Source organism: Aliiglaciecola lipolytica E3 (genome assembly GCF_000314975.1).
Lineage (GTDB): Bacteria > Pseudomonadota > Gammaproteobacteria > Enterobacterales > Alteromonadaceae > Aliiglaciecola > Aliiglaciecola lipolytica.
In genome coordinates, this window is record NZ_BAEN01000004.1 from 84,162 (window position 1) to 108,628 (window position 24,467).

Sequence of the window (24,467 nt, forward strand, 5' to 3'; positions counted from 1 at the left end):
AATCTAAGCAGTGGGAGAATAATGGAAATTCATTTAGATGAATCAGCTGTAGAGCTAATTCAATTATCGCTGGCTCCAGTGTTTTTAATTGTAGGCATGGGGCAGATGCTTAATGTTGTGACTGGACGATTGGCTCGAATTATCGACAGAGCGCGTTATTGGGAACGGATAGGAGAGATCGACGTCAGCAAGATAAACGACCGGGCAAAAGGTGAATTGAAGTCGTTACGCAGAAGAATGCGATTTGCCAATTGGGCGGTAACCTTTATTACTGCTGCCGCAGTTACAGTGTGTCTGGACGTTATTTTATTATTGTTAAATGGTCTGATAACGGTAAATTTAGATGTGACGATAATCACCATGTTTATTTTTGGATTACTACTGATTACCGGCGGATTAATTTCGTTCTTTTTAGAAGTCAGTATCGCCAATGCGTCTTTAAAGATCGCAGCGTATGATGAAATGTAACAGCAGACCCAGTTAATAACTGGGTCTGTTTTTAATGACCTTCCAATTCTTCATCTATTACTTCTAACCCTTCAGCACGAACTACGGGGTAACCTAAGTTCATCCAACCGAATATGCCTTCATATAATACGGCTGTGTTGTTGTAGCCAGCGTCATTAAATTTTTCCATCACATATTCAGCAGCAGCGCGAGGGCAGGAACAATAACCAACAATTAACACATCCTTTGGCATGTCTCCCACTCGACTTTCAATATCAGAATAGTATGGAAATGGTACTGAGCCTGCTAGATGAGCTCGTTGCCAAACAGAAGTTACCCGAGTATCTATCAATACCATACGTTTATTGGCTTGCATAGCTGCATGTAAATCTTTAGAGGAAACGTATTTTCCCTGATCTAATTCGAATTTTGCATTTTCTCCTTCCGGGTTAATGACATATTGGTCTGGGGTAGGGATTGCTTGCAATGCGACCTTGGTTATTTTCGCTGCGCTGGCTTTACTGCGAATAAATGCAGTGACATTATCAATGTCTTCCTCAGATAGAGTTTCAGCAAACGGCAACATTGGAGTGCCATCTCGGCCTTGCTCGATTGCATAACGGATAAACTCGTCTTTATTGTGGGCTAGAAAAGATGGATTGAATAAAGCTGGAGCGGTGATACCTTCTCCATTTTCGCCGTGACAGGTTGTGCAATATTGTTGATAAATTTTTGCGCCTTTAGGTACATCGCCGTGAACGGGGTTTTCACTCAGTTTTACTCGCTGCGCGCCAGATTGCCAAAACAGCCAGTAAGTTAAGTCCCATGTTTCATCGAGTGTCATTGGGCCGCCAACTTCATCTAAATAACCACCCATAGCTGTGCCATGACGGCCATATGACATGGGGCGCAAAATCGAGTGAGGAACACCCGATTCAAACAGGCTTTTACTGCGCAGCGATGGCGCGTGATCATTTTTGTGGCCTTCGCGGTTGTCGCCGTGGCACAAAGCACAATACTTTTGATAATTGTTTGCTGCTACTTTGGCTTGTTCTTCTGTTAATTCTCGTGGGGGATCTTGTTTTTCATACTGACTTTTCGCCAACGCAGCTTGCGCGAATCCAGGCGTAACCATCACTAACCAAAATAACCATTTGTAGTTTTTCATAACTACTCTCCATGTACATAGGCCTTGGATCTTCCATTGCCCCAGAAATAGTGTTTTGTTTATTTAACGCCTTTTACTGTCGGTTTTCAATCAAATGCTCTTAGCTTTCTTAAGCATAATAAGTTTATTTTGTTCAGTAAGCTTAATCATTCAGTTCGTCAAAGCGATGACAGCTTATGATTTTAAAGCTAAGCCAAAGAAAACAACCACAGATAATATATTTGATGAAGTATGCGTTATGCTACATAATGTATCTCATCGTATCGTATCGTATCGTATCGTATTGTATTGTATTTATTTGGTTGGTCTGCATGGGCATCGTAAAAATTTCCGAAGGACTTCACGAAGAAGTCAGAAAAAATAGTGCTGTAATGGAGCGTTCAATTAATTCTCAAGCGGAATTTTGGATCAAAATAGGTCGTTTAGCCGAACAAAACCCCACCTTGACCTATGAGCAAATTCTCGAACGTGAAATGCGCCAGAAAAATGTTACCACTGTGAAGTTAGTCAATGAGTGACATAAAGATTAAATCTCAAGAAGAAATTTCGCTTATGCGCGAGTCTGGGCAGTTACTTGCGAAGGTGTTTGGCGCTCTGGATGAGGTTGTTCAACTAGGTATCACTACCATGGAAATCAATGATTTTGTGGAAGATTACATAGTGATAACGCTAAACGCTAGACCTGCCAGTAAAGGACAATACGGCTACCAATATGTGTTGAACTCTTCTATCAACGAAGTTGTTTGTCATGGTGTACCTTCGCATCACAAAAAGTTAAGAAATGGCGATATAGTCAATATCGATATTACTTTGGAGAAGAATGGATACATTGCTGATAGTAGCAAAATGTATGAAATTGGCAGCTGTTCGCCGATCGCAAAAAAGTTGGTGGCGGTGACTTATGAAGCGATGTGGAAAGGTATTGCTTGCATCAAACCAGGAGCAACCACCGGGGATATTGGTCATGCCATACAATCATATTCTGAACTAAATGGATTCAGTGTTGTTAGAGAGTATTGTGGTCATGGTATTGGACAGGAAATGCATGAAGCACCTCAAATTTTGCATTTTGGAGCACCTAATAGTGGCATTACACTAGAACCTGGAATGACCTTTACGGTTGAACCAATGATTAATCAAGGTAGCTACAAAACCAAGCAAAAAAAAGATGGTTGGACTGTTATAACTAGAGACAAAAAACTTTCCGCGCAATGGGAACATACAATTCTGGTGACCAGCGATGGCTACGAAGTGTTAACGCTGCGGCCGGAAGAAAAGTGCTTAGATGGGTCTTAACCTTAAACATGGTTTGGCCCGCTAGATTTTTGAGTTAGAATGTCTGGCTGTAGTAACAGAATAATTAAAAACTAAATCACATAGCATTAGGGAAGTACAAATGTGGAAAGCAACAAAAACACTTACGTTACTAATATGTCTTATTTTAACTGCGTGTTCGTCACCCTATACAATTTCCACCAAAAAACCACTTATCGATAAAGATGATGAGCTAATGTTGTTAGCAGGCTACAAAAAAGCTTATTTTAAATTAGATACTAAAGACTCACTGAGCGGTTTTATGGGTGAGAATCAACGCTATATCGATCAAAAAACGGTGCTTGATATTGTCGCTAACGACGGCATCCTTTCCTTGGAAATGCCGGTTACTATTAGCAAAGAATTTGATTGCTACAGGTTAGATATTCAGACAAGTAAAAAAAACAGTTCTAGTGAATCTGATACTCAAACCTATTATTTGAAGATCAGTAAAGGCAATGTTGAAGATTTATACATAATGAACTTACTTGAGTCCTGTTATGTGGATGAGTCAGATGATGAATATAAATATAATTATTCTCCATTTACCCTGAAAAACGATACGGTCACATTTTTTATTTTTGAAGATGATGAGATGGCTAGTTTGACTAAAGCTTGGTATCAAGGATTAAACTTTGTGCAACGGTTTTGGTTTGATGTAAGCGAAAACCCAACTGATGACAGCAAAGTACGCGCTAAAAAACCTATTATTTTCGAAAATAGCAGAGGACTCAATGCCATGATGGAGTATGTCTATTATCATCAATTTGAAGGTGATAAGTTCGTGGTGCAATTAGGCGAAGCCTCTGAACAAGACAAAGAGTTATTTAGTCGCTACGACCGAGCGTTAAAAAGAAAAGAAAATAAAGGCTAAGCTTCTGCATTAGCAAATGGATTCGTTTCGCTCTAAATTCAATATATTTTGCGTTTAGAGCGTATTTTCAAATACTAAGTGTTTATAATACGCCCTTTCGTTTTTAAGGTAGTATCCGTAGTATGTCATTTTTATTGAATATCATCCGTAATTTCCTTGGCTATATCATTGTTCTAGTAGACTTTATTACTCGCCCCTCTAAACAAAAACGCAGCGCGCAAGCACAACAACAAGTGGAGCAAGAACTTCAATCCATGGCGTTGTATCAATTTTTTGCCTGCCCGTTTTGTATTAAAACTCGCCGTGCACTGCATCGATTGAATCTTCCAATGCAAACTCGCAATGCTAAAAAGGGCAGTGAGTATCGTACTGAGTTAGCTCAGCAGGGCGGCAAAAGTAAAGTACCCTGTTTACGCATTAGCGAAGATAACAAAGATGTTTGGATGTATGAAAGCTCAGACATTATAAAATATTTAGAACAGCGTTTTGGAACTGTTAACTAAAATTTAAAAGTGCAACTTTTCGATTTGCTGTTGGTATGTGATAGCGTGTTGAGTTGACAATGAATGGGCACTAGTTAATCGTTTTAATTCAATACTATCACCTTGGTTAAAAGTCAAAAATGCCTTTAAAGTGGGAAGAAATGCTTGTAAAAAAGCCTCAATTTTTGAGGTTTCAATGTGTAGATGTTGTATATGTAATCGACCAGTTTTTCTATCTATCTTGGCATCCATGCGTCCAGCAAAATTATCAGCCCATAACAATGGTAAGCTGAAATAGCCATACTTGCGTTTAGTTTGTGGTAAATAGCATTCAATCTGATAATCAAAACCAAACAACTGTAGTATTCGTTTTCGTTGAATTAATAAATTGTCAAAAGGTGACAAAATTTTCACTTGTGAGCGCTTAATTTGGCTTCTTAACAAGTTATTACTGTTAGGTAGAGCGTAATAATATTGTCCTTCACATTTCAACAGTCGCAATTCATTATTCTCAAGCATCTCTGTGCATTGTCGTGCTACTTTTGCTTTAATACCTTTGCGTAGGTAGGTGATTTCTGACAAAGTTGCTAATCCGTTGGCTTGTAAACATCGGGTAATTAAATAACGAAAAAACTCCTCATCTGTGGGAGGGATTGTGTTTGTGTCTGCAGGTAAGGCCCTTTCTGTAAGATCATATACTTTTTGAAAACCACGTCGTTCGATTGTCATTACTTTGCCTTCCATAAACAGCTGTTCCAGAGCCTTTTTGGCGGGTTTCCAATCCCACCAACCCGAAGATTTTTCTCCACCACTACGCTCGAAATCTTTGGCTCGCAAAGGACCTTCATAGCTAATTCGCTGAAGAATTTCATGATTAAGTTTTACATCTTTTGTATGCCAATGCTTGTCGCCTCCCGCAAAGGCTTGTTTTCTAGGTAATGAAAAACGGTAATCTTCGATAGGTAAATAGGCTGCAGCATGCGACCAATATTCAAATATTTGTTTATCTTTCATTAATAGAGCGAGCATGTCTACTGAGTAATCATTCACACGACTCCAAAAGCTGTGGTGGTGTGCGCGTTCTACAACCGAGATGGTATCGATTTGTACATAACTCAGTTGTTGCAGGGCACTTAAAACGCCTTTTGTCCCGTAGCCGAAGGGGTTTACTTTATGTAACCCTTGACTCACGATCGCTAATTTTCGCGCTTCACTCAGGCTGATATGTTGGGCATCCATCTATATCACGTGTTGTCTAAATTGAGGGGGTAGTATAGTACTGTAAAAGCGACGCACTCAAGTGTCAGTTTCCAGCTAATCGGTTACTGGTGTGGTCACTAATTACTTAACTGTCTAGTGTCATAGGAGCGGAGTAGAATGGGGGAAGATTGTCGAAGATGGCATTTTCCGTCCGACTTTTTTACACTTATTTTAAACTTGTTTTGCATGGTAAATTATTAACCTAATTAATCAGTACGTTAACTATTTGGCTCGAATAATGCTGCCTTTAATATTCTATATGCAAGTTATTTGTATGTCCTTGCATCAATTCTTTCGACAAGGTACCTCAAGTTAAATGATGTTTTGATATCTTGCCTTTTTACAAAGGTAGAAATCTATGAACAACCTATTTAAACCAAGTTATTTAATGTCAGTTCTGACATGTTTCATTCTAATATCTAATTCAGTTTTTGCCGTAATAATCAGAGACAATGAGCCTATAGCACAGGGCACGTTTGTGGGTATCGAGTTCACTGCACCAGAAGATCCGCCTTCGCCAATAACCGATTTGCATTTTGAATTGCCATTTGACGCGTCTCTGGGCCCCTCGTTTGGCTCACCAAACATTTTTAGCTATGACTGGGATCATGTTGTTTTTGCCGACACAGTGTATAACAGTGCTGGCGAGCAAATAGAGGTAACAGGTGCTTCTCAAGGTCTAATCGATCGTGACGAACACGGTGGCCTTTTAGATGCTTTTGATGTGTTTGCATTTTGCTTAGATTTTGGCAGCGAAATAATGCCGGGCGAAACCATTACGCTTATCATCGACGCATTATTTGAAGATGCTGAAATGATATTTGAAAACTATGAAGATTTATTAGCATCCTTGAGTTGGTCTTTGGCCGACGGCACTTTTGTCTCTGGTAGCGGCATCAAAGGAAATGTATTCCCACCAGGAGACATTGAACTTTTGCAAGGCGGGTTGAAAGATGGAAAAGGTGGTTTCATGCCTATTAAAGTAGATGAAAATGACACTGTAAGACGCACTTTTGACGTGAGTTCTCCAGCCACAATCCATCTTTTTTCAGTCGCTTTATTGGTTACGTTGTTATTTGGTTTACAAAACAAAGCCATTTAATACAGGTAACATGTTTAGGAGTTTAAAAAGGCAAAGTACGAGTCAAAATAGGAGTCTGTGAATAGCAGGCTTCTATTTTTAACTTTATATGAACCCCCTTAAATACATTCCTCAGCTATACTTCTAGTACATCAAAGATGTGTTAAAACTATAGTCGCCTTAAACAACAAAAAGTCTCAATACTAGTGTTTATGCTTATCCGAATTTTCGTCACTGGCTATACTTTTTTTGATCCTTTTGGCATGTATTTACTTAGCATTAAGTAGAGGTAGTTCACATGAATTTTCTAATAACAGGTGGTAGCGGTTTAATCGGCACTCACTTGATTGCCCAACTTAGCGATAAACATAGCATTACAGTATTAACTCGCCATCCCGAAAGTGCGGCTAAAAAACTGGGTAAATCGCCAAATTATATTACTAGCCTAAATCAGTTAGCGACTTTAGATGATTATGACGTGGTGATAAATTTGGCGGGTGAACCTATAATTAATAAACGCTGGTCGACAAAACAAAAAGCTAAAATAGAAAAAAGCCGATGGGGAACGACAGCGAAATTAGGGGAATTATTTGCAGCAAGTAAAAATCCTCCAGCACTGCTTATCAGTGGCTCAGCGATAGGTTTTTATGGCCGCCAAGATAAACAAAAAATTGATGAAAGTTTTGATATTCCAAACCAGGAATATAGCCATGCACTATGTGCTATGTGGGAAAAGTTAGCGCTCGAAATAGCGAATGATAAAACCCGTGTTTGTGTGCTTCGCACAGGTATTGTTTTATCTTCAAAGGGCGGGGCACTAGATAAAATGACATTGCCCTTCAAAATGGGATTAGGTGGTCCTATCGGCTCGGGAGATCATTATATGTCGTGGATCCATATCGACGATATGGTTGGCGGCATTTTGCATCTAATAGACAATGCAAATTGCACTGGAATTTATAACTTCACAGCACCTAACCCAGTAACCAATAAAGAATTTTCAAAAGCATTGGCGAATGCACTGAATCGACCCTGTTTACTTACGACTCCAAAGATTGCCTTGAAACTCGCTATGGGTGAGATGGCAGACTTACTAATTTATGGGCAACGCGTTGTTCCCAAAAAATTGCTCAACAGTGGTTTTTTATTTGTTTTTCCCACAATTGAGGATGCGTTTTCGGATTTGTATTAACACTTTGATGCGTACGCACAGTCGATGAATGCTGATTCCCCATTTTTTGGGTAGAGTCCTTAATTTAAATTAATGCAGATTTTGATTTGTATTTAGTTGTTATTGATAAAATTGCATTAAACCTAAATCAATAAAAAATTGGTTTAAATAATTTTAGTCAATTGAAAGGCAACAGGGGTAAGAGTGAATGGAAAAATCTTTGTATATTTACCATTTTGGCAAGCATACAAAGCTATAATTAAGGTATAGGAATTACTTATCTAGCCATCCAACCACCATCTACTAAAAGTGTATGCCCGTTTACGTAATCCGAGGCAGACGATGCTAAAAATATTGCTGCACCTGCTAAATCTTCAGGCTCTCCCCATCGACCTGCAGGGATCCTAGCTGATATTGCTTCATTGCGCTCTTTGTCAGCTCTTAATGCGGATGTATTGTCAGTCGCAAAATATCCTGGAGCGATAGCGTTTATATTGAGTCCTTTTGCGGCCCATTCATTTGCGAGTGCTTTGGTTAATTGCATTACAGCCCCTTTAGACGCGCTATAAGCAGGAACCGTAATACCGCCAGAAAAACTGAGTAAAGATGCAATATTAATGATTTTTCCACTACCGTTGGCCAACATATGTTTACCTATCCCTCTTGATAGACGAAACACACCATTAATATTTGCCTCCATTATTAAGTCCCAATCTTCGTCAGAAAAATCTTCGGCAGGAGCTCTTCTTATTGTTCCTGCGTTGTTCACTAATATATCGACTTTACCAAAAGCTGCGATTGCATCATCCACAAGTTGCTTAACTTGCTCGGGTTTATCTTGCTCACATCCAAGTGCGATGACTTTACTTGTGCCAAGCTTTTCGATTTCTGCCATTGTGTCTGCTACATTTTCTTTTTTTGAAGCTACCGCAATAATATCAGCGCCGGCTTTTGCTAAACCAAGTGCAATAGCCTGTCCTAAACCTCTACTAGCTCCAGTAATCAAAGCAACCTTACCGCTTAAATCAAACATATTACTCATCAAACTAACTCCAATTAAAAAATTTCACTTACAGTGAGGTGATCCATATCGCTAAACTCTTGATTTTCACCTCCCATCGACCTACGAAATGTATGCGTATTTGTGCTAAAACCAAAGCATGTATGAAAAGGGGGTGAGCTCTTTTTTATAGGCGATAATTCCAACTTAAGCAATTTAACTCAATGCAGGTTGCATACTTCTAGTACGCATCTGTAAATAACTCAGTACCCACATTCCAAAGCCACCTAAAAATAACATTGCAGAGGCGTAACCAATCTCATTAAAGTTTGCACCCGAAGCTAACATCGCGCCGCCAACCATTGGTCCAATCGCATTAGCTGTGTTAAATGCACATTGCACCAATGCTCCTATCATGGCATGACCTTTTGGCGAAACGTCGAGTAACATTGACTGAATAACTGCGGCCAAGCCAACACTTGCTCCCAACAAAAATACGGTAATGTACAACCACCAAATATTACTAGCAGCAAACACATACATTACAGAGATCCCCACACTGCACAGCAAAGCAATACCTGTGGTACTTATTGGAGAATTATCAGCCAATTTGCTGATGACTAGGTTACCAATCGTCGTACCTACACCAAACATCATCATGGCAATAGAAATGGTCACAACAGGTGTTTGTGTGACATTTATAATGGTATCGGCAAGGTAAGTATAAATGCAGAAAACGCCTCCAAAACCCACAAAAATAATGCCTGATATAGACCAAACTAACTTATTTTTAAGCACACTAAACTCTTCTCGTAAGCGAGAAGGCTCTTTTACCGGACAGCTTGGAACTAACCAATATATTAGGACCAAAGTCATCATTGCTAACACCGCGACTATGGCCATGCAGACTCGCCAACTCATTGACTGTCCAACTAAGGTTGCTAAGGGCACACCCACAATCGTTGCAATGGTGAGACCAGCAAACACTTTCGACATATAGCTGGCACGTTTTCCTTTAGGAGCCATGCTAGCAGCAATTAGTAATGCAGTACCGAAATAAGCCCCATGAGGCAATCCAGACAATATTCGATAAATGACCAATTCCGATAACGTCGATGCTATTGCGCTTAATCCATTGCCAACACACATCATAGCAGCGAATATAATTAACGAAGTCCGCCGGTTGGTTTTGTTAGTTAACAACATAAACAGAGGCGCCCCAATAACTACACCTATGGCATAACCACTGATCACATTTCCCGCTTGCGAAGGGGTGACGCTATACGAGTCGGCAATCAACGGCAGCATGGACATTGATGAAAACTCAGTTAACCCCAATACAAAAGCGCCAAGCGCCATTATAAGTAGGGGCCAAACCGTCGAGCCGTGCTCAGTTTGAGATGCAGACATATAAAACCTTAAAAGATGAGAGCAAACGAAATCACGTAATCGGAAAACAAAGTTATCCGTTAATGCTAAAAACAAACGGAGAACCAAAATTAATTTAATTGTTGTAGGGGATCTAGAATTAATGAAAGGCTGATTTAGTAAAACTAATAAGCCGTTAATGTCGAAATACTTTCTTATTATTTGATACTTGGATTATACCGTGCGTTAGCTATTAAATTCTACGTTTTAACGACTAACTGGCGTTTTTACTGTTGTCCAGCGATAATTTATAAACTCAATTTCATCATAATCGATCACCATTCACTCGGTGTTTACAAAGCTTGGGAAATGTTAACAACAGCAGACATAGCTTAACTGCCCGTTTTACCGATTTTCATAGGTAAAAGTGTCTTCCACTTCTTCACGAATCTGCTTTAGCTCTCGATTTGCCAAATACGCATTTCATAATTTAAGTGACAAATACTAATGATAACCCAACATTTTAATAGCAATTAATTTAACTTGTTTGAGTAAAAATCCACTATAGAAGTTAGGTAATAATATTTGGCGCGAATTGTCTATTTTTTATTCAATTTAAATATTCAGAATATTCAAAAAGTTACTCGTTTCATACTCTATTGAGACTGAGGGTTAGTTGTAAATTAGTAATTATCACCTAACATTTAATAAGGTCAAATAGGAGAGATCTTATGAAAAGGAAGTCAATTTCATGCTTATCCGTATTTATATTGCTCTTAACATTACTTGCGAGTTGCTCCACTAAAAAAGGAGTAAACCAAGTCTCAATCGATTCATCTTTAGGTCGATCATTTAGTCATTGTGAACAAACATTTTTAACACTAAATTCATCAGGGTTAGCGCTTGATAATGCCCATATTGTTTGGTCTATCGAGTCTGACAGTGAGAATATCGATGCTAGGATAAATGGTACGGGTCAGGAAGCGTCTTTTGCCGCTATGCCTGGCTCATACACTATCAGTGCAGAAGTCGCGGACAGCGAATTATCCACTTCTATACAAGTTATTGTCGAAATGGGAGATTGTCTCGGTCAACCTTTTACGTATAACCGCAATGCGACCGAAACTGAGGTACAGTCATTAATACAACGCGATGATTCTGGAAATCTCATTCTAGCGTTATCAATTGATTATTTAACTGTTCCTGATATGTATGAACAGCAAGTGGATGAATTCCAGAAACGTTTATTAAAAGCTATCTCATCAGGCTTTACCATTCAAAAAATAGGTCAGCAAAAACCAATAGAAACACGCATTGTTATAGGTAGATACAATTTATTCGGTCAGCAGCTTCCTTGGGTGTCTCAATGGGAATTTAGCTTATTACCAATAGATGAATTGGAAGATGGTGCTTACATTGTTAATTTAGACCTTGCTCCGGCAATTGCAGAAAACCTGCTTCCAGAAGCTCATTCTACAGGTCTATTCGACACCCCAATAACTGAAACTATTTATTTAGGTAAATCCTATATAGCAACCAATACCTTTACACGTTGTGCACTTGATGATGACGGAGTAAATCGATGTGTTTTTGGTATCAGTCTGTCAAATGAGATGCCGAACTTCGAATATAACAATGCAATGAATTTTATCACCATGGTTTTTTCGGGCAATCCACAACAATGCACTCCTATTACAAGCCCTCATCGCAATGCCATGAGCAGTATTATGCTGCAATGCGATATGCCGTCTTGGGGGACCACTGTTGAAATGCGAATATCGCAAAACATAATTACAGATTTGAGTGGTAGCTTTAGTAACAGGTTTGTCTTCAATCACAATTTTGCCACCTTTAACAATATCGGTACGTCTGTTAAGCCCGTATGGACAAATTACTAGAAAGGAACTGCTCTAAAGGAGGACTTCAAGATGCTAACTAAATTTACGTTTACTTTATTGTTTTGGTTGTTGATTTCTGCTCAATCTTTCGCACAGAGTTTTGAGGAAGTAGCGCTAGAAGTAGAGACCAATATTCTTTTCAATTTTGGTACAAACGACAGCAATGATATTTTGTCTAATCAGAATGGAGGACAATATCTTAGAAGTATTGGACATAGCTCATATTCACCTTTACTCGAAGTTCAAAGGAAGATAATAGGAAATTCTTGGATTGGAAGTATCAAAATTAGTGGCCCGGTAATCACAGCACTTAGATTATCTCAGGATGAATGTAACGAACGCGATATCGCGGCATCAGGTATGCCATGCACCATGCCTGATGCAGATAAAATAGACAGAGTTGAATTGAATTGGTTAGGAAACAATTCAAGTGTGTCCGTAATTAAAGCAGACGAAATAAACGGCCCTGTGACATCTGGTTCTGCTATCACGCAATTTTTACAAATCGACGAAACCGAAGATGGATCTATTTTTTCACTCGCCAATCCTGGTGCAGAATTAACATTTATTAGTGGCCCAGCTTCTGTTCATGATGAGGCATTTCCTTGGCGGTCCCAGTCGCAGATTCCGCAAAATGAAAATACTGGCTTTTTGTTGGATCAGATCCAAGTCACTCCAGTTTCTGGAATGCGTCGTGGCCGGCAAAACCCTATTACCATTCAAATCTATGATCAAATCATAGGCGTACTGTTAGGTGGTTTAGAAGCAAACAGTGAAGACTCCATACATTTCATTGTGGAAAGTTCAACAAACCCACAAACGCTTGCAGTGTGGATGCCAAACGCGGCGGTTTCAGTACACGATATTGAGGCTTTTGCTAGGTGTGGCAGAAAGCCAACTCGAGGTGATGGCGGATTTCAAGTAACTAAACAATCGGCGAACTCAGGTGAACCTATGTTTTTGGATTTACCTGTGTGCAGTGATGGATGGCACATTGTGATTTCATCCACCGGTACAACCAATCACATTGTGAATATAATCGCAGGTGAGCATTATAATCAGGCCAATAGAGACCTGCAAATAATGCGAGTGGGAATCGAAAACACACCTGCATCGAATACCGAACGAGATATTATTAAAAACACGATAAGGCAAGCTGTTTGGCGTTTTTACGGCGCTACGGGCGGTAGCTTCTTGATTAGAAATATTCAATATACAGAGAACAGTTGCTCTAATGTACATATCTGTATACGAAATAGACCAAGACCAGGTCTTGGCGGTTGCACGACCCCTTCTGCTGCTGCCAACCTTTCTCAAGGGAATTTGCATATTTGTTGGAATCTACAAAATCTAGCACCTGGTGCATCAGATAATCCTTCCATTACTGTAGCACGAACAATAGTTCATGAAATGGGCCATGCTTTTGCGCATTTACCAGATGAATACTGGAGCTCTAACGATTTTGCTAAAATTTGTGGCGTATCTGGGGTGCAAATTAGACGATGCTCACATAGTACTATGGGGTATCAGTGGACAGCAAGGAACTCTCTCTGTACAGATTCGACCCATGCGCAAGTTCCAGAATTTTTTATTCAGCTTCCGTCCGAGACAACTTTAACTCCTCCAGCTAATAGTTTTGCCACAGGGCCTTTCAATGTAGCCGGACCAAATACCATTACTGAATGTTTTAATGGTGAAGTGAATCAGGCCGGTTATCATGCGAATGCTGCATGGACGACACTGTTTGGAAACGGCGTAGCGACTAAACCACACCCTAATCGCTCTGCAAACAATTTTGATTACGTTGTTTTTGCTAATAGCGGCTTAACTGATTTAGGTAACAATGGTACTTATTGAGCAAGGTTGCTTGCTGGAAAGGGGGACGTCACATTTATTGTTTTCAAAAACAAAGCTTCTACTTTTTATGAGGTAGTCTGTTTTTATATTCATTTAAATAATTTTAACGAATCACTTAGAGTATTAGGTTGCTAACACTATCGATGGACAGCAAACGATTTGCTTGTTTAGCAACCACTTGTGGTCAGGCTATAGAATACGGGTTCACTGATATTAGTGGCATCGACATTATACAATAAACTGCAACTGTCAAAGGTAGCATAGCCTTGTGGGACAATATAAACAGAGCTGCCACCAGGCAAATCATAAACGCCCCAGTCGGCGGTAATCGTATCGTTAGCATTGAGCATTATTTCATAGGAGCCTTGTAGTACTTTGACAATATTGGTGCCCACGGGCGTAAGATGTCCCAATGTGGTGCTAACGTTGGTGTTGCCTAAAGAAACTGAGCCAGGATTCAACTTTTCTTGTTTCGCTAAAACCGCTTTCGTAAACGTTAGAGTGTTAGCCGATTTTAAAGCCGCTTGCAGGTTGCTCATTTGTGCAGATATTGCATCACCTTGTAAATTAATAAACCGAGGAGCTGCAACCACCGACAAAATACCAAGAATAACTATCACAATAATCAATTCAATTAACGTAAAACCGCGGTGTAAATTTTGTAGCATGAAAATGTACTCAAGAGGTTAGTGGCTGAATTCGTAAGTGGAGCAGTATAATAAGGTAGCTGAAAGCTGTTATTTAAACTAGTAATACCTTCATGTTCTCGGCAATGCAATTGATTTCTCTTCCCCGTTTATGGGTAGAGCCAGCCTGAATGCGGGGGAGGAGATGGTGGCCGACCCTGACTCGAACCGAAATGTGGTATGAAATTTAGGCCACTAACAATCAATTAATTTCTATCATAGAAAATTTAGAGCGTAAGGGACAATTTTCTTATTAATTTAATATACGAGTAGCTCTGATATTGAACGAGCTAAACTTGATGTTATTGTGGCTTATTTCAGTCAGATATGAGCAAACAAGAGGCAGTCAAATTTGTTTAATGCTAATCAGTTAGCGCTACAATAAGCACGATTAATTAACTCTTTATTGCACCAGAATACGTCAACGTAAATGCTCATAATTGATATGACTCTGTGATAAAGTGACTAGGTAGTGTAATGTCCAACAATCTTGGTGTTTACATTACTTTCCCCGAATTGATTGAGGCCAGCCATATATTTTGATACGCTTTCGTTCATGAATAAGACACTTCTTAATACAATTTTTTCTAATTGGTGGCGCTCACTCTGAGCGGCACGGAATTCGTACATTCTTTTGCTGCTGGAAGGTAGCTAAGTATGTATGTTCTTTATATCTCCAGTAGCACAATTTATTCATTCGGAGATATTTCATGAACAATCAAACAAACACTAAACGATAAACCATCCTAACTGGCGACAGAGCGACTGGTCCTCTTCATCTAGGCCATTATGTTGGTTCGCTGAAGAAACGTGTATCTTTACAAAATGAACACGATCAAACAATCCTCGACGCTGATATTCAGGGACTGATTGACAATGCACATAAGCCATCAAAGGTGTCATCCAACATATTAAATGTAGTGGATGACTACTTAGCTGTTGGAATAGACCCTCTGAAAACTAATATTTGCTTGCAATCGCAACTACCTGCTCTTGCTGAGTTAACAATGTACTATAGTAACTTAGTAACCATTTCAAGACTTGAGCGCAATCCAACAGTAAAGAGTGAGATAAAAAGCAAAGGCTTTAATCGCTCTGTTCCTTCATTTACCATTTTTATTGCTCGTGACCATGGCATGCTATGAATTTCTAATTCATAGTTTTTACCTGAGAATATTAGTTCTACAATGTCTTGCACGTAGCCCTTATTGACCTCTTTAGGACAGATCTGAGGGCACCAGACTATCGAAGCAATTTTCAACTTTACAATTTCTGTATTTTCTGCCGAAACAGCTGACAAAGGCTGTAAACTAAAAGCCAATACGATGAACGTGATAAACTTAAACTTCCATTTACTTATTATTATTTTCATAGCTGGTCTTCTATCCTTAATCCAACAAAATTACCTTTCTAGCCTGACAAGACGCGTTTAACTAATGGTTCGCAGCGCTAAAATAATTCTCACAAATTTTTTGCTTTAGTTTTAATTTGTTTCAATTGCATTTTAGTTATCCAGTAAATCGTAGTAAGTACGACCAAAACGACGGGCAGTAATAAGAGCTCTATTCGTTGTATAGACTCAGGTAAGTGTTTAGCTTGGCCAAGAAAGAATGCTGCTGTCGACATTAGAAGTGGGAAAAACATGCGCCATAAATGTCTAACTAATCTGCTATTTCCGCTTAATCCACCACGTATTAGAAAACGACAATCACCGAAACAGCATAAAACCATAACACTGCCGAAAACTATATAAGCTTCAATGCCAAAGCCACCTAGCTCTTTGCTCTCTGTCTGGGTGATTAAATAAGAATACCAACCAAAGCCAATCGTAATCAGAATGACAAAAGTAAACAGCAGCTTATCATATGCATTAGTTTGTTTAGGCGCTTGCCAAATCGTGTTTATTGAAGACAATACAAAGTAGCAAAGTACTAGGCCATTTAGCATCGAAAGCGGTATTTCTCTTATAATCGCTATATATGTACCAGTAAGCCCAAGCGCTAACATTGCTAGGACATAAACTCGACCTAAGTACTTATGTGCCATCTGTCCTTTTTTTGCAACAATCACTGAGTACCCAGCTAACAGAGCGATAGCACCCGCACATATATGAAACACTAAAAAAAACGATAAAAACATGGGGAGATTCCTCTAGTATTAACTGGCTTTTTCAAGCTGTTCATTAACTAAATGTGGGTCACATTTAAACCCTGCCACTAAAAGATAAATCGGCACAATAAGTTGAGTTAGAGCGATAGGCGCTTGAATTAACGTTGGAATGGATAATTCAAAAAAGGTATGGCCAACTGCAATCAACTGAAGTATTACGGAGAAAACCGCGAAACTGGCAAGGTAAGTTGGCAGCAGTTTTTCTCTTAAAACCAAGCCATAGAAAAACAACAAGCTTAAACTTGATATAAATATTGAAAAAAAGTGCGCCTCATTTCTTCCTGTCGCCAGTAGCTTTTTCAGTGACTCGAATATCTCACTACTTGAACCCGCATCTAAATAACCACCTGTTAAAAATACTACGTATTCAGACAGTTTTGCGTATTCAACTGTAGAAAGCGCTATTCCTACTGCAGCCAAGGCAATAAGGATAATAAACATGCCGCTTTGTCTACTCACTCTGTCTTTTGGCAGTAGCAAACCAAATACTAAATTAAGTGAACTAATAATAAGCGCCACAAGAGTTGCAATACCTAGTATATAGATGAGTTCTTGAGTACCTACTGAGCCCTCATATCTTAAAATTGGTTTTAAAAAATAGAAATTTAAAACTATTCCCAAGATCATTTGCACAAGCATCAAACATGCTAATAATCTCGCGATGGATTTGTTACTGTTGTTAAGTAGTGACATAAAATGCTCCTTTGTTGGTAATTAGGAGCGATCATACCCACTTCCACTAATGGCTTGGGTAACATAGTGTAACAATTGCAATGAAAGGTTTGTGTTTGACTCTATCATGAAAGAATATGTCGTAAACAATACACAAGTAGCTACTATGACAAAGATATTAATAATTGATGACGATGAAGAGTTAACGGAAAGTTTAGCTGCTTTCTTCAACAATCATCAATGTGAGCTCGTCGTAGCCAATGATCCGCTTTTAGCGATGGCTCTAATAGAAAAAGAAGCACCACTATTACTGCTGTTAGATGTAATGATGCCAAAAATAGATGGCTTTACTTTATGTGAACAGATCCGAAAAAAATACACTTTACCTATCATTATGTTAACTGCTAGAGGTAAGTTAGAAGATAAAGTACATGGCTTCGAAATTGGTGTTGATGATTACTTACCCAAGCCTTTTGAACCATTAGAGCTGTTAGCCAGAGTACAAGCCTTACTTCGACGAACAAGGAGTAAAAAGCAAGAAACCGAAATACAAGAACACATTCAGTTTGCTAGCCTTGATATTTTTCCCGCACAGCAATTAGTTAAAGTGAGCGGTGAAGAGATCAGCTTGTCCGGCATGGAATTTCACTTGCTTTATACGCTGGCGACCAACCCTGGTAAGGTTTATAACCGAGAACAAATTACGGGTGCCTTAAAAGGTGTAGAAGTTGACTTATATGGTCGCGCTGTCGATATATTGCTCAGTCGACTAAGACAAAAACTGAATGATTCTGCCGCAGCTCCCATGTTTATAAAAACCATCAGGGGCATTGGTTACACATTTATTGGGAAGCGGTTGTGAAACTCCCAAACTTGAACTTATACACGCGCTTCTTTTTGCTGTTTGCCATCACGACACTGCTACTAATTGTTCTGGTTGTACTGGGGAGTTTTTCCATGTCTGAACAAAAGGCACAGCAAATTGTTTTAGACAGACATGAAGCGCTGCATGAGATGATGGCTAAATTAGTTGCAGGGGCAATCGATATTGAGCATTTAAAGACAGAAGCTAAAAAGAATCGTGTGGCGATACAAATTACCAGAGGTGAAAAGGTTTGGTTAACCGGAGATCCGCTACCAACACCTGAAAAGCTAATGAATAATGCAACACCTCTCGGCAAGCTGTTTTTTACAAAAGTAGGCACGAAGTATTTTGTGTTTACCACATCAAATAACACAACCATCGCGGTCACCTCGCAAATAGCTAACCTTATCGTTTACCCAAACTGGCTGGTGTTTTGGCCTTGGCTTGGTGTGCTATTAGTATTGTTTGTTAATTATAAGTTGTTGAATAAGCAATTAAGTCCAATCCAAAGCGCCATAGACAGCGCCACTCAAATTAGCCAAGGCAACCTTAAACACCGCATTCAAACTCACCCGGCCAATGACTTGGGAAAACTCACCAATGGATTAAATACTATGGCTGAAAATTTAGAAGAACTTTTTGCTTCAAAGAATGAATTATTACTGTCCGTTAGCCATGAATTAAGATCTCCTATGGCAAGAATGAAGGTGTTGTTAGCACTTTTAAATAAAGACCAAACTGTGTCAAAACTCAATCGCGAAATAAACAAAATGGATGCCATTGTAGAGCAACTACTAGAAAGTGAACGGCTGCGAGATTCACACAAACTATTAAATTTAGAGCCATATTACTTTCCCAATGTGATAGCAGACATCACTAATAGTTTTGATGGCATAGACAACTTAACACTAGAAGGCTCAATTCCAGAGATAGTCATTGATATTGATTTAGGCCGCTTTAAGTTTTTAGTGCGAAATTTAATTGAAAATGCGCTAACCCATTCCACCGACTCAAGCCCTGTACTTATTGCCTGTAAAAAGAGTTCAAATCAACTAATAATCTCGGTAAGAGATTTTGGCTCAGGAATGGATGAACAGTTTTTGTCTAAGGTGTTTGAGCCCTTTTCTCAAGCAGAAAACGTAAACAACCGCAGCAATAAAGGTGTTGGTTTAGGGTTATTTTTATGCAAACGTATCGCATTAGCTCATGGCGGCGATTTAACAGTAAAAAGTGAGCTTGGCAAAGGTAGTACGTTTATTTTTAAGTTACCAATCGCTGCTTAATGTTAAACAGGGCTCTTCATCATTAACGGGGGAGGAGATGGTGGTGGCCCGACCCTGACTTGAACAGGGGACCTGCCGATTATGAGTCGGATGCTCTAACCAACTGAGCTATCGGGCCATTTGCAGATGTTCTGAACTAGGTTTTTCAAAACGGTGCGCAGTATAAGCAGTTTTAACGGCGTTGTCATTACTTTGTAAGGTGGAATTTTCCGTTTGCTTAAAAAATGCGCGTTTCAGCTGTGAAACTGTGAATAGGTAGTGTTTTAACTACCTATTCATTTCGTTTTTCGTGGTCTAGTAAGGCAAGGGTATGGCGTTGCCATTTAGCATTGCTGCCCCGTCTTTCAAAGAAAAATGCATTTTTAATTTATCGTCTTCTTCGGTTATGAAGCCTTGTGCCTTTAAACCTTCAATCATGTTAGGTACTTGTTGCGCGGCTATGAGTTCAATTTCTTCAGGAGACATGCCAGCGGTTTGTGGATTAAGTTGCAATTGGCTGATCATGTAACGTGAGAAAAAGAGATTGGCTACGCCTTTGTCTAATTCAAGTTTTGTATCAGAAACAGTGTGCTCCAACCAAAATTTTGGATCTTCTGGTGTGGTAGGTAACGCATCAATTCCGATTAGTTGATTATTGCTGTAAGCAACGAATTTACCTTCAGGTAGTGTAGCTGAAAAGTCGCTGATGTTAATTTGTGGTTGGCTTTTTAATAGCGACAATAAGTTCTGTTGGAAAAAGACCATGGATTGCTGCTTCATTTCATTTTCATTGAGCTTTGACAATGACTTAGCAAACTCTTGATATGCTTTTAAAAAGACGAGGCTAATTCGATTTGTTTCTATATTTAACTTGAAGTCTGAAACGTCGTAATTCATGGCTGAAACATTTTCGACAGTCATTTTTTGAGAAATGTTCACCAACTCTTCTTTTTCGTCAATGTTGGTATCAACTTCAAACGAAAGCTTGTTTAAATCTATACTTTGCTGAGTACCGTTGGCGGTTAATATTTCCAATTTATCCATGGTTAGTAATGCACTGGAGTCAAACATTTCACCATTCATCGCAGCAATGAACTCGCCTTCAGAAGTCATTGACAAATAAACGTCTCCAACTTCGAATTTACCTTCGTCAGAAGTGAATTGGAAAGTTTCAATCTTTCCTTCATATGAAAACTCATCACTAGATTGTTTACCTTCGCCTTCATATCCAGAAAAAACAACATTTTGGTTTGTACTTTGATCATTGACAGTAAAAGGTACGATACGGTCTTCCAAATCAGCCGCGCCGAATAGTCCACTGTTGATAGACAATTCATAGAAATTTGTTTCTTCTGGCCATTCCAATTTGCTTCTCAAAACGTCGCCAGCATAAACTACGTCCCAGTTGATCAGTCCAATATCGACACCATCGGTAAAAATTACCGGTCCATGATGAGATACGAATTCAAGCAACACTTCAGGTTCACTTTCGCTCCATGGCGAGTCGTCGCCTTGGCCTAACGATGCTAACGCAAACTTTACTTTAACAAGCCCATTCGAACTGAACCAACCCTCATTAAGTTCCACTACTTCAGCGCTATACCCATTTAAATTATTCAACTGAGTTATATATTGATCGATATTGCTACTAACTTGGGTGCTGATATATTTGGGTAAAATGAGAATTGTCGCTAGAACTATGGCGAGAACGAGGTAGCGTTTTTTCATTGTGTAAAACTTCCTTGAGAACCGATAAACATACAGTTTGAGCGGCCAATCTATTTTGAATTTAGTAGGAAAAATTCCTACCCTTGGAGAAATGGATTATGACACAGAGCTTTAACCAATAAAACTCACTGAAAAAGCAAAGTTATTCGCTTGTATTTTTTCTCAAATGCTTAAAATGTTTATATAATGTTAATTAATTCTTTAGGGAAATTCCCTGATGTACTTTGCAAAAACTGTGAAATCTGCTTGAAAGTCAATAAAATAGGGGTGCAACCTCGAAAAAACTTTGTTACATTCAAATCACAGCTGCAGAATTAAAACTATATAAATGGCATCTAGCCAAAGCGGAGACTTTATGACTGAAAAACCTTTCTTGGTAAGTGGTAGAAATACCATCATCCATAAGATAAGAAAATTAGACTTGCTTATTTTAAATGGCGAAGACAATCCGCCAGTTCTGGTTACTCATAAAGCACTAAAATTATTCACAGGTAAAGTACCTGAAAACAAACGCGAAGCTAAGATGCAAGACATGGAGTTAGTTGATGTCACATTGACGGATGTGTTTGGTGATGAGAAAACGTTGATTTTTGTTCAAACGTTAAACGGTAAAGAATATAAAATTGATTATAGTAAGTTAGATACGCCATTGTTTATAAAAATCCATCAAGACAACGCATTTTAATTGCAAATTAACTAAGTGGTTCAATTGAGCCACTTTGTTATTCCTTCCTGATTAAGTTTCACCTTCAACGCATTTTACATTTCTTAGTCTTTTTTCTATTTAGCAACCCAATTTAAATTCTAGACACATTAAGGTGTTTGTAACAAAGCGTGTGCAATTTACGGTAGCAGGCAGTATTTCACGACCATCTATCGCAGTAATTTATCTGCTTATCTCTTTATCTCAACTTTCTGTAACTTGGCGATATTTTCTGTGCAGCTTGAGTTTTTGCACTTAGGGTTAATGACAAATCTGCTTTAGTTCTGGAAGGGTATTATTGGCTAGATAGGAGTAGATTAAAGCCGAAATGAATTCCGTTTTGGCATTTAATTAAGTTAATCAAAGGTGGAACCAAAAATGAAATTATTTAATAGCGTGAATAATAAAAAAATAGGTGGCTGTAGCGTTTGTGTTAGGTGCATTCGCTACTCATAGTGCGAATGCTGCAACTTCTTTTACTCCTACTCAGGAAGCGTCTTTAGTTAAAATTTGCAAAGCATTAAAAAGTGACAGCCGAATCAAGTTGAACAATGCCATTAAGTCGAGCAATTTAAGTTATAAGTTGGTAGCAAATGGGTTGATGTGCAATGGCAAATCAGCGCTCGAATTTGCAGTGATGCATGAAGCACAAAAAACCGCTGGTTTGTTAGCCCGTAAGGCCAATATTAATTATGACGAAATGTTAGCCAAGCGCTAATTTGAAAATGTTATTCAACGGGCTAAAGCCCGCCCTACAGATTGTAGTCTGGAATTCATTCCACAGAGAGGTTCACGGGTGACCAGTTGTAGTCTGGAATTTATTCCAGAGAGCGGTTCACGGGTGACCAGTTGTAGTCTGGAATTTATTCCAGAGAGCGGTTCACGGGTGACCAGTTGTAGTCTGGAATTTATTCCAGAGAGCGGTTCACGGGTGACCAGTTGTAGTCTGGAATTTATTCCAGAAGGGGAGCTTCATAGGCTTACGGGCTAAAGCCCGCCCTACAGCTTGTAGACTGGCTATACCCAGTACGAATGTCTCGAAATTTCAAACCAACAAAGGAGGACGTTAATCCCAGCAGAGCGTGCTTTCATCACAAACACCTGAAAATGGGGTGATAGAAAGCTAAAATTTTAAACGTCGGAGTAGTGACCCGATGAATACATGCTTTAAAAACCCTATTTTAAAACATGTATTGTTTCCTGGATTAGATTGAGGCTGCTTGTTGCAAAACACAGCCTCTTTTTTTGTATGGCTAATTTATTATCCGTACTCTCCAATAGTTAATGGTAGCTATATAAACGTGAATCTACCGAGGTAAATAAAGCTTCCCCAATGTACGCCGATAAAAACAGCAGTGATGTTGATCATAAAGCGACTTTATCGCAGGTGACTTGAATGTACGTCAGTTGAATACAAGTAAATAATTAACCAAAGATAAAAGTAAGGTTTATACTTGGTATTATTGACAAGAACTGCTATCTATTAACATACGCAAGTTGACAAGCGAATGAATTTTCTACCTTTTGTTGATTATTTTTACCGATTCGTTTTAGAACCATATTCCAATAATGACTTTTCGTTTGAGTAGAGAATTTTAAAAGATATGTTTTCAGTGTTGATATGTGACGATTCTATGGTCGCCCGCAAACAGGTCTCGAAATGTCTCCCCCAAGATTGGGATGTTGCTGTGCATTTTGCTAAACATGGTCGTGAAGCAATCACTGCTATTGAAGAAGGCAAAGGACAACTTATGTTCTTAGACTTGAATATGCCTGTGATGGACGGTTACGAGACTTTAAAAGCTATTCATCAACGTCAACTCAACTCAAAAGTTATTGTTATCTCCGGAGATATTCAACCTACAGCACATGAACGCGTAAAAGCGCTCGGCGCTATCGAATTTATTGAAAAGCCAGTTAATCCAGAGCTTATTCACGATGTACTAGTGAAACACAATATTATTGGTGCTGAGCAAGAGGAAGAGCAGATTGAAGCGTCCGCTTTGCCTGCGGATATACGTGATTGTTATCAAGAGATCACCAATATCGCCATGGGGCAAGCGGGTGATCATTTGGCCCGTATGCTCAAGGTGTTCGTAAAATTGCCTATCCCAAACGTTAATCTTATCGAAGTCTCAGAATTACATATGATGCTGCAAGATATTGAAGATAAAGATACGGTATCTGGAATATGTCAGGGCTTTTTGGGCGCAGGAGTGTCAGGTGAAGCGTTATTCATATTGAGTGATTCAAGTTTTGGTGATGTAGCTAAAATAATGGATATCACCGAAGAAGTGGACGACCAAGTTCAGCTCGAATTGTTGATGGATGCTGCGAATATCTTAATTGGCACTTGTTTACGTGGATTCGCAAGTCAGTTGGATTTGAACTTTAGTCAGGGACATCCAGTCGTGTTAGGACAACATCGAAGTGTATCTGAACTAATTTCTAATAATAAAACT

At 39.0% G+C, this 24,467-nt stretch carries 23 protein-coding genes, 1 tRNA gene and 1 pseudogene; 15 read left to right on the forward strand and 10 right to left on the reverse strand.

The features are described 5' to 3' along the window. Positions 1–21 precede the first annotated feature (21 nt). Positions 22–468 carry a DUF2721 domain-containing protein gene (locus GLIP_RS00680; RefSeq protein ID WP_008842612.1) on the forward strand — a complete coding sequence of 149 codons (447 nt, stop codon included), beginning with the start codon at positions 22–24 and terminating at the stop codon, positions 466–468. A 31-nt stretch (positions 469–499) separates the two neighbouring features. Here the strand turns inward: GLIP_RS00680 and GLIP_RS00685 are convergent, their stop codons facing one another. Next, positions 500–1,615 (reverse strand): c-type cytochrome, encoded by a 1,116-nt coding sequence (locus GLIP_RS00685; RefSeq protein ID WP_008842613.1) that lies wholly within the window; start codon positions 1,613–1,615, stop codon positions 500–502. A 311-nt stretch (positions 1,616–1,926) separates the two neighbouring features. On the opposite strand from GLIP_RS00685, the gene GLIP_RS00690 reads away from it, so the two are divergent. From GLIP_RS00690 to GLIP_RS00705, 4 genes are all read left to right on the forward strand, one after another. Further along, complete coding sequence (locus GLIP_RS00690; protein ID WP_008842614.1) at positions 1,927–2,133, forward strand: ParD-like family protein; 207 nt, start codon at positions 1,927–1,929, stop codon at positions 2,131–2,133. Next, positions 2,126–2,911, forward strand: coding sequence for a type I methionyl aminopeptidase (gene map / locus GLIP_RS00695; RefSeq protein WP_008842615.1), 786 nt, complete (start codon positions 2,126–2,128; stop codon positions 2,909–2,911). The genes GLIP_RS00690 and map overlap by 8 nt, the downstream gene beginning before the upstream one ends. A 100-nt stretch (positions 2,912–3,011) precedes the next feature. Beyond that, positions 3,012–3,803, forward strand: coding sequence for a hypothetical protein (locus GLIP_RS00700; RefSeq protein WP_008842616.1), 792 nt, complete (start codon positions 3,012–3,014; stop codon positions 3,801–3,803). Between the two features lie 122 nt (positions 3,804–3,925). Beyond that, positions 3,926–4,306 carry a glutathione S-transferase N-terminal domain-containing protein gene (locus GLIP_RS00705; protein ID WP_008842617.1) on the forward strand — a complete coding sequence of 127 codons (381 nt, stop codon included), beginning with the start codon at positions 3,926–3,928 and terminating at the stop codon, positions 4,304–4,306. 3 nt (positions 4,307–4,309) lie between these two features. Here GLIP_RS00705 and GLIP_RS00710 read toward each other — a convergent pair whose 3' ends face one another. Then, positions 4,310–5,524, reverse strand: a complete 1,215-nt coding sequence (locus GLIP_RS00710; RefSeq protein WP_008842618.1) for a winged helix-turn-helix domain-containing protein — start codon at positions 5,522–5,524, stop codon at positions 4,310–4,312. A gap of 379 nt (positions 5,525–5,903) precedes the next feature. Here GLIP_RS00710 and GLIP_RS00715 point away from each other — a divergent pair, with 379 nt between their 5' ends. Both GLIP_RS00715 and GLIP_RS00720 read left to right on the forward strand, forming a co-directional pair. Beyond that, complete coding sequence (locus tag GLIP_RS00715; protein ID WP_008842619.1) at positions 5,904–6,647, forward strand: hypothetical protein; 744 nt, start codon at positions 5,904–5,906, stop codon at positions 6,645–6,647. 277 nt (positions 6,648–6,924) lie between these two features. Beyond that, positions 6,925–7,818 carry a TIGR01777 family oxidoreductase gene (locus GLIP_RS00720; protein WP_008842620.1) on the forward strand — a complete coding sequence of 298 codons (894 nt, stop codon included), beginning with the start codon at positions 6,925–6,927 and terminating at the stop codon, positions 7,816–7,818. Between the two features lie 256 nt (positions 7,819–8,074). On the opposite strand, the gene kduD is transcribed toward GLIP_RS00720, so the two are convergent. After that, on the reverse strand, positions 8,075–8,839 hold the full coding sequence (gene kduD, locus GLIP_RS00725; protein ID WP_008842621.1) for a 2-dehydro-3-deoxy-D-gluconate 5-dehydrogenase KduD: 765 nt from the start codon (positions 8,837–8,839) through the stop codon (positions 8,075–8,077). A gap of 174 nt (positions 8,840–9,013) precedes the next feature. Further along, a complete protein-coding gene (locus tag GLIP_RS00730; RefSeq protein WP_008842622.1) occupies positions 9,014–10,207 on the reverse strand; it encodes an MFS transporter in 1,194 nt (397 codons plus the stop codon). Positions 10,208–10,896: 689 nt separating this feature from the next. Between GLIP_RS00730 and GLIP_RS00735 the strand changes: the two genes are divergently transcribed. Continuing rightward, complete coding sequence (locus GLIP_RS00735) at positions 10,897–12,063, forward strand: hypothetical protein (protein ID WP_008842623.1); 1,167 nt, start codon at positions 10,897–10,899, stop codon at positions 12,061–12,063. Between the two features lie 30 nt (positions 12,064–12,093). Further along, a complete protein-coding gene (locus tag GLIP_RS00740; RefSeq protein WP_008842624.1) occupies positions 12,094–13,920 on the forward strand; it encodes a hypothetical protein in 1,827 nt (608 codons plus the stop codon). Positions 13,921–14,087: 167 nt separating this feature from the next. Here the strand turns inward: GLIP_RS00740 and GLIP_RS22425 are convergent, their stop codons facing one another. Next, positions 14,088–14,588 carry a prepilin-type N-terminal cleavage/methylation domain-containing protein gene (locus tag GLIP_RS22425; protein ID WP_008842625.1) on the reverse strand — a complete coding sequence of 167 codons (501 nt, stop codon included), beginning with the start codon at positions 14,586–14,588 and terminating at the stop codon, positions 14,088–14,090. A gap of 761 nt (positions 14,589–15,349) precedes the next feature. Between GLIP_RS22425 and GLIP_RS21610 the strand changes: the two are divergent. After that, a pseudogene (locus tag GLIP_RS21610) lies at positions 15,350–15,712 on the forward strand (tryptophan--tRNA ligase); the annotation flags it as partial. Here the strand turns inward: GLIP_RS21610 and GLIP_RS21840 are convergent. The 3 genes from GLIP_RS21840 to GLIP_RS00760 form a co-directional block, all read right to left on the reverse strand. Further along, the gene (locus GLIP_RS21840; protein ID WP_008842626.1) at positions 15,619–15,978 is read right to left on the reverse strand and encodes a hypothetical protein; all 360 of its coding nucleotides are present in this window, start codon (positions 15,976–15,978) and stop codon (positions 15,619–15,621) included. The pseudogene GLIP_RS21610 and the gene GLIP_RS21840 sit on opposite strands and share 94 nt — an antisense overlap. Positions 15,979–16,067: 89 nt before the next feature. Further along, positions 16,068–16,745, reverse strand: a complete 678-nt coding sequence (locus GLIP_RS00755; RefSeq protein ID WP_008842627.1) for a DUF2306 domain-containing protein — start codon at positions 16,743–16,745, stop codon at positions 16,068–16,070. 18 nt (positions 16,746–16,763) lie between these two features. Beyond that, positions 16,764–17,414, reverse strand: coding sequence for a hypothetical protein (locus tag GLIP_RS00760; RefSeq protein WP_153886228.1), 651 nt, complete (start codon positions 17,412–17,414; stop codon positions 16,764–16,766). 199 nt (positions 17,415–17,613) lie between these two features. On the opposite strand from GLIP_RS00760, the gene GLIP_RS00765 reads away from it, so the two are divergent. Both GLIP_RS00765 and GLIP_RS00770 read left to right on the forward strand, forming a co-directional pair. Beyond that, entirely contained in the window at positions 17,614–18,309 is a 696-nt protein-coding gene (locus GLIP_RS00765) for a response regulator transcription factor (protein ID WP_040521559.1), read from the forward strand. A 95-nt stretch (positions 18,310–18,404) separates the two neighbouring features. Further along, on the forward strand, positions 18,405–19,595 hold the full coding sequence (locus GLIP_RS00770) for a HAMP domain-containing sensor histidine kinase (protein WP_008842630.1): 1,191 nt from the start codon (positions 18,405–18,407) through the stop codon (positions 19,593–19,595). A gap of 41 nt (positions 19,596–19,636) precedes the next feature. Here the strand turns inward: GLIP_RS00770 and GLIP_RS00775 are convergent. Both GLIP_RS00775 and GLIP_RS00780 read right to left on the reverse strand, forming a co-directional pair. Next, a tRNA-Ile gene (locus GLIP_RS00775) sits at positions 19,637–19,713 on the reverse strand. Positions 19,714–19,889: 176 nt separating this feature from the next. Further along, positions 19,890–21,302, reverse strand: coding sequence for a YdgA family protein (locus GLIP_RS00780; RefSeq protein WP_008842631.1), 1,413 nt, complete (start codon positions 21,300–21,302; stop codon positions 19,890–19,892). 355 nt (positions 21,303–21,657) lie between these two features. On the opposite strand from GLIP_RS00780, the gene GLIP_RS00785 reads away from it, so the two are divergent. The 3 genes from GLIP_RS00785 to GLIP_RS00795 form a co-directional block, all read left to right on the forward strand. Then, positions 21,658–21,987: a hypothetical protein gene (locus tag GLIP_RS00785; protein ID WP_008842632.1), complete on the forward strand. Its 330-nt coding sequence runs from the start codon at positions 21,658–21,660 to the stop codon at positions 21,985–21,987. Positions 21,988–22,420: 433 nt separating this feature from the next. Next, positions 22,421–22,723, forward strand: a complete 303-nt coding sequence (locus tag GLIP_RS00790) for a DUF3718 domain-containing protein (RefSeq protein ID WP_040521525.1) — start codon at positions 22,421–22,423, stop codon at positions 22,721–22,723. 886 nt (positions 22,724–23,609) lie between these two features. Then, a partial coding sequence (locus GLIP_RS00795; protein ID WP_040521526.1) for a response regulator occupies positions 23,610–24,467 on the forward strand: 858 nt, incomplete at its 3' end.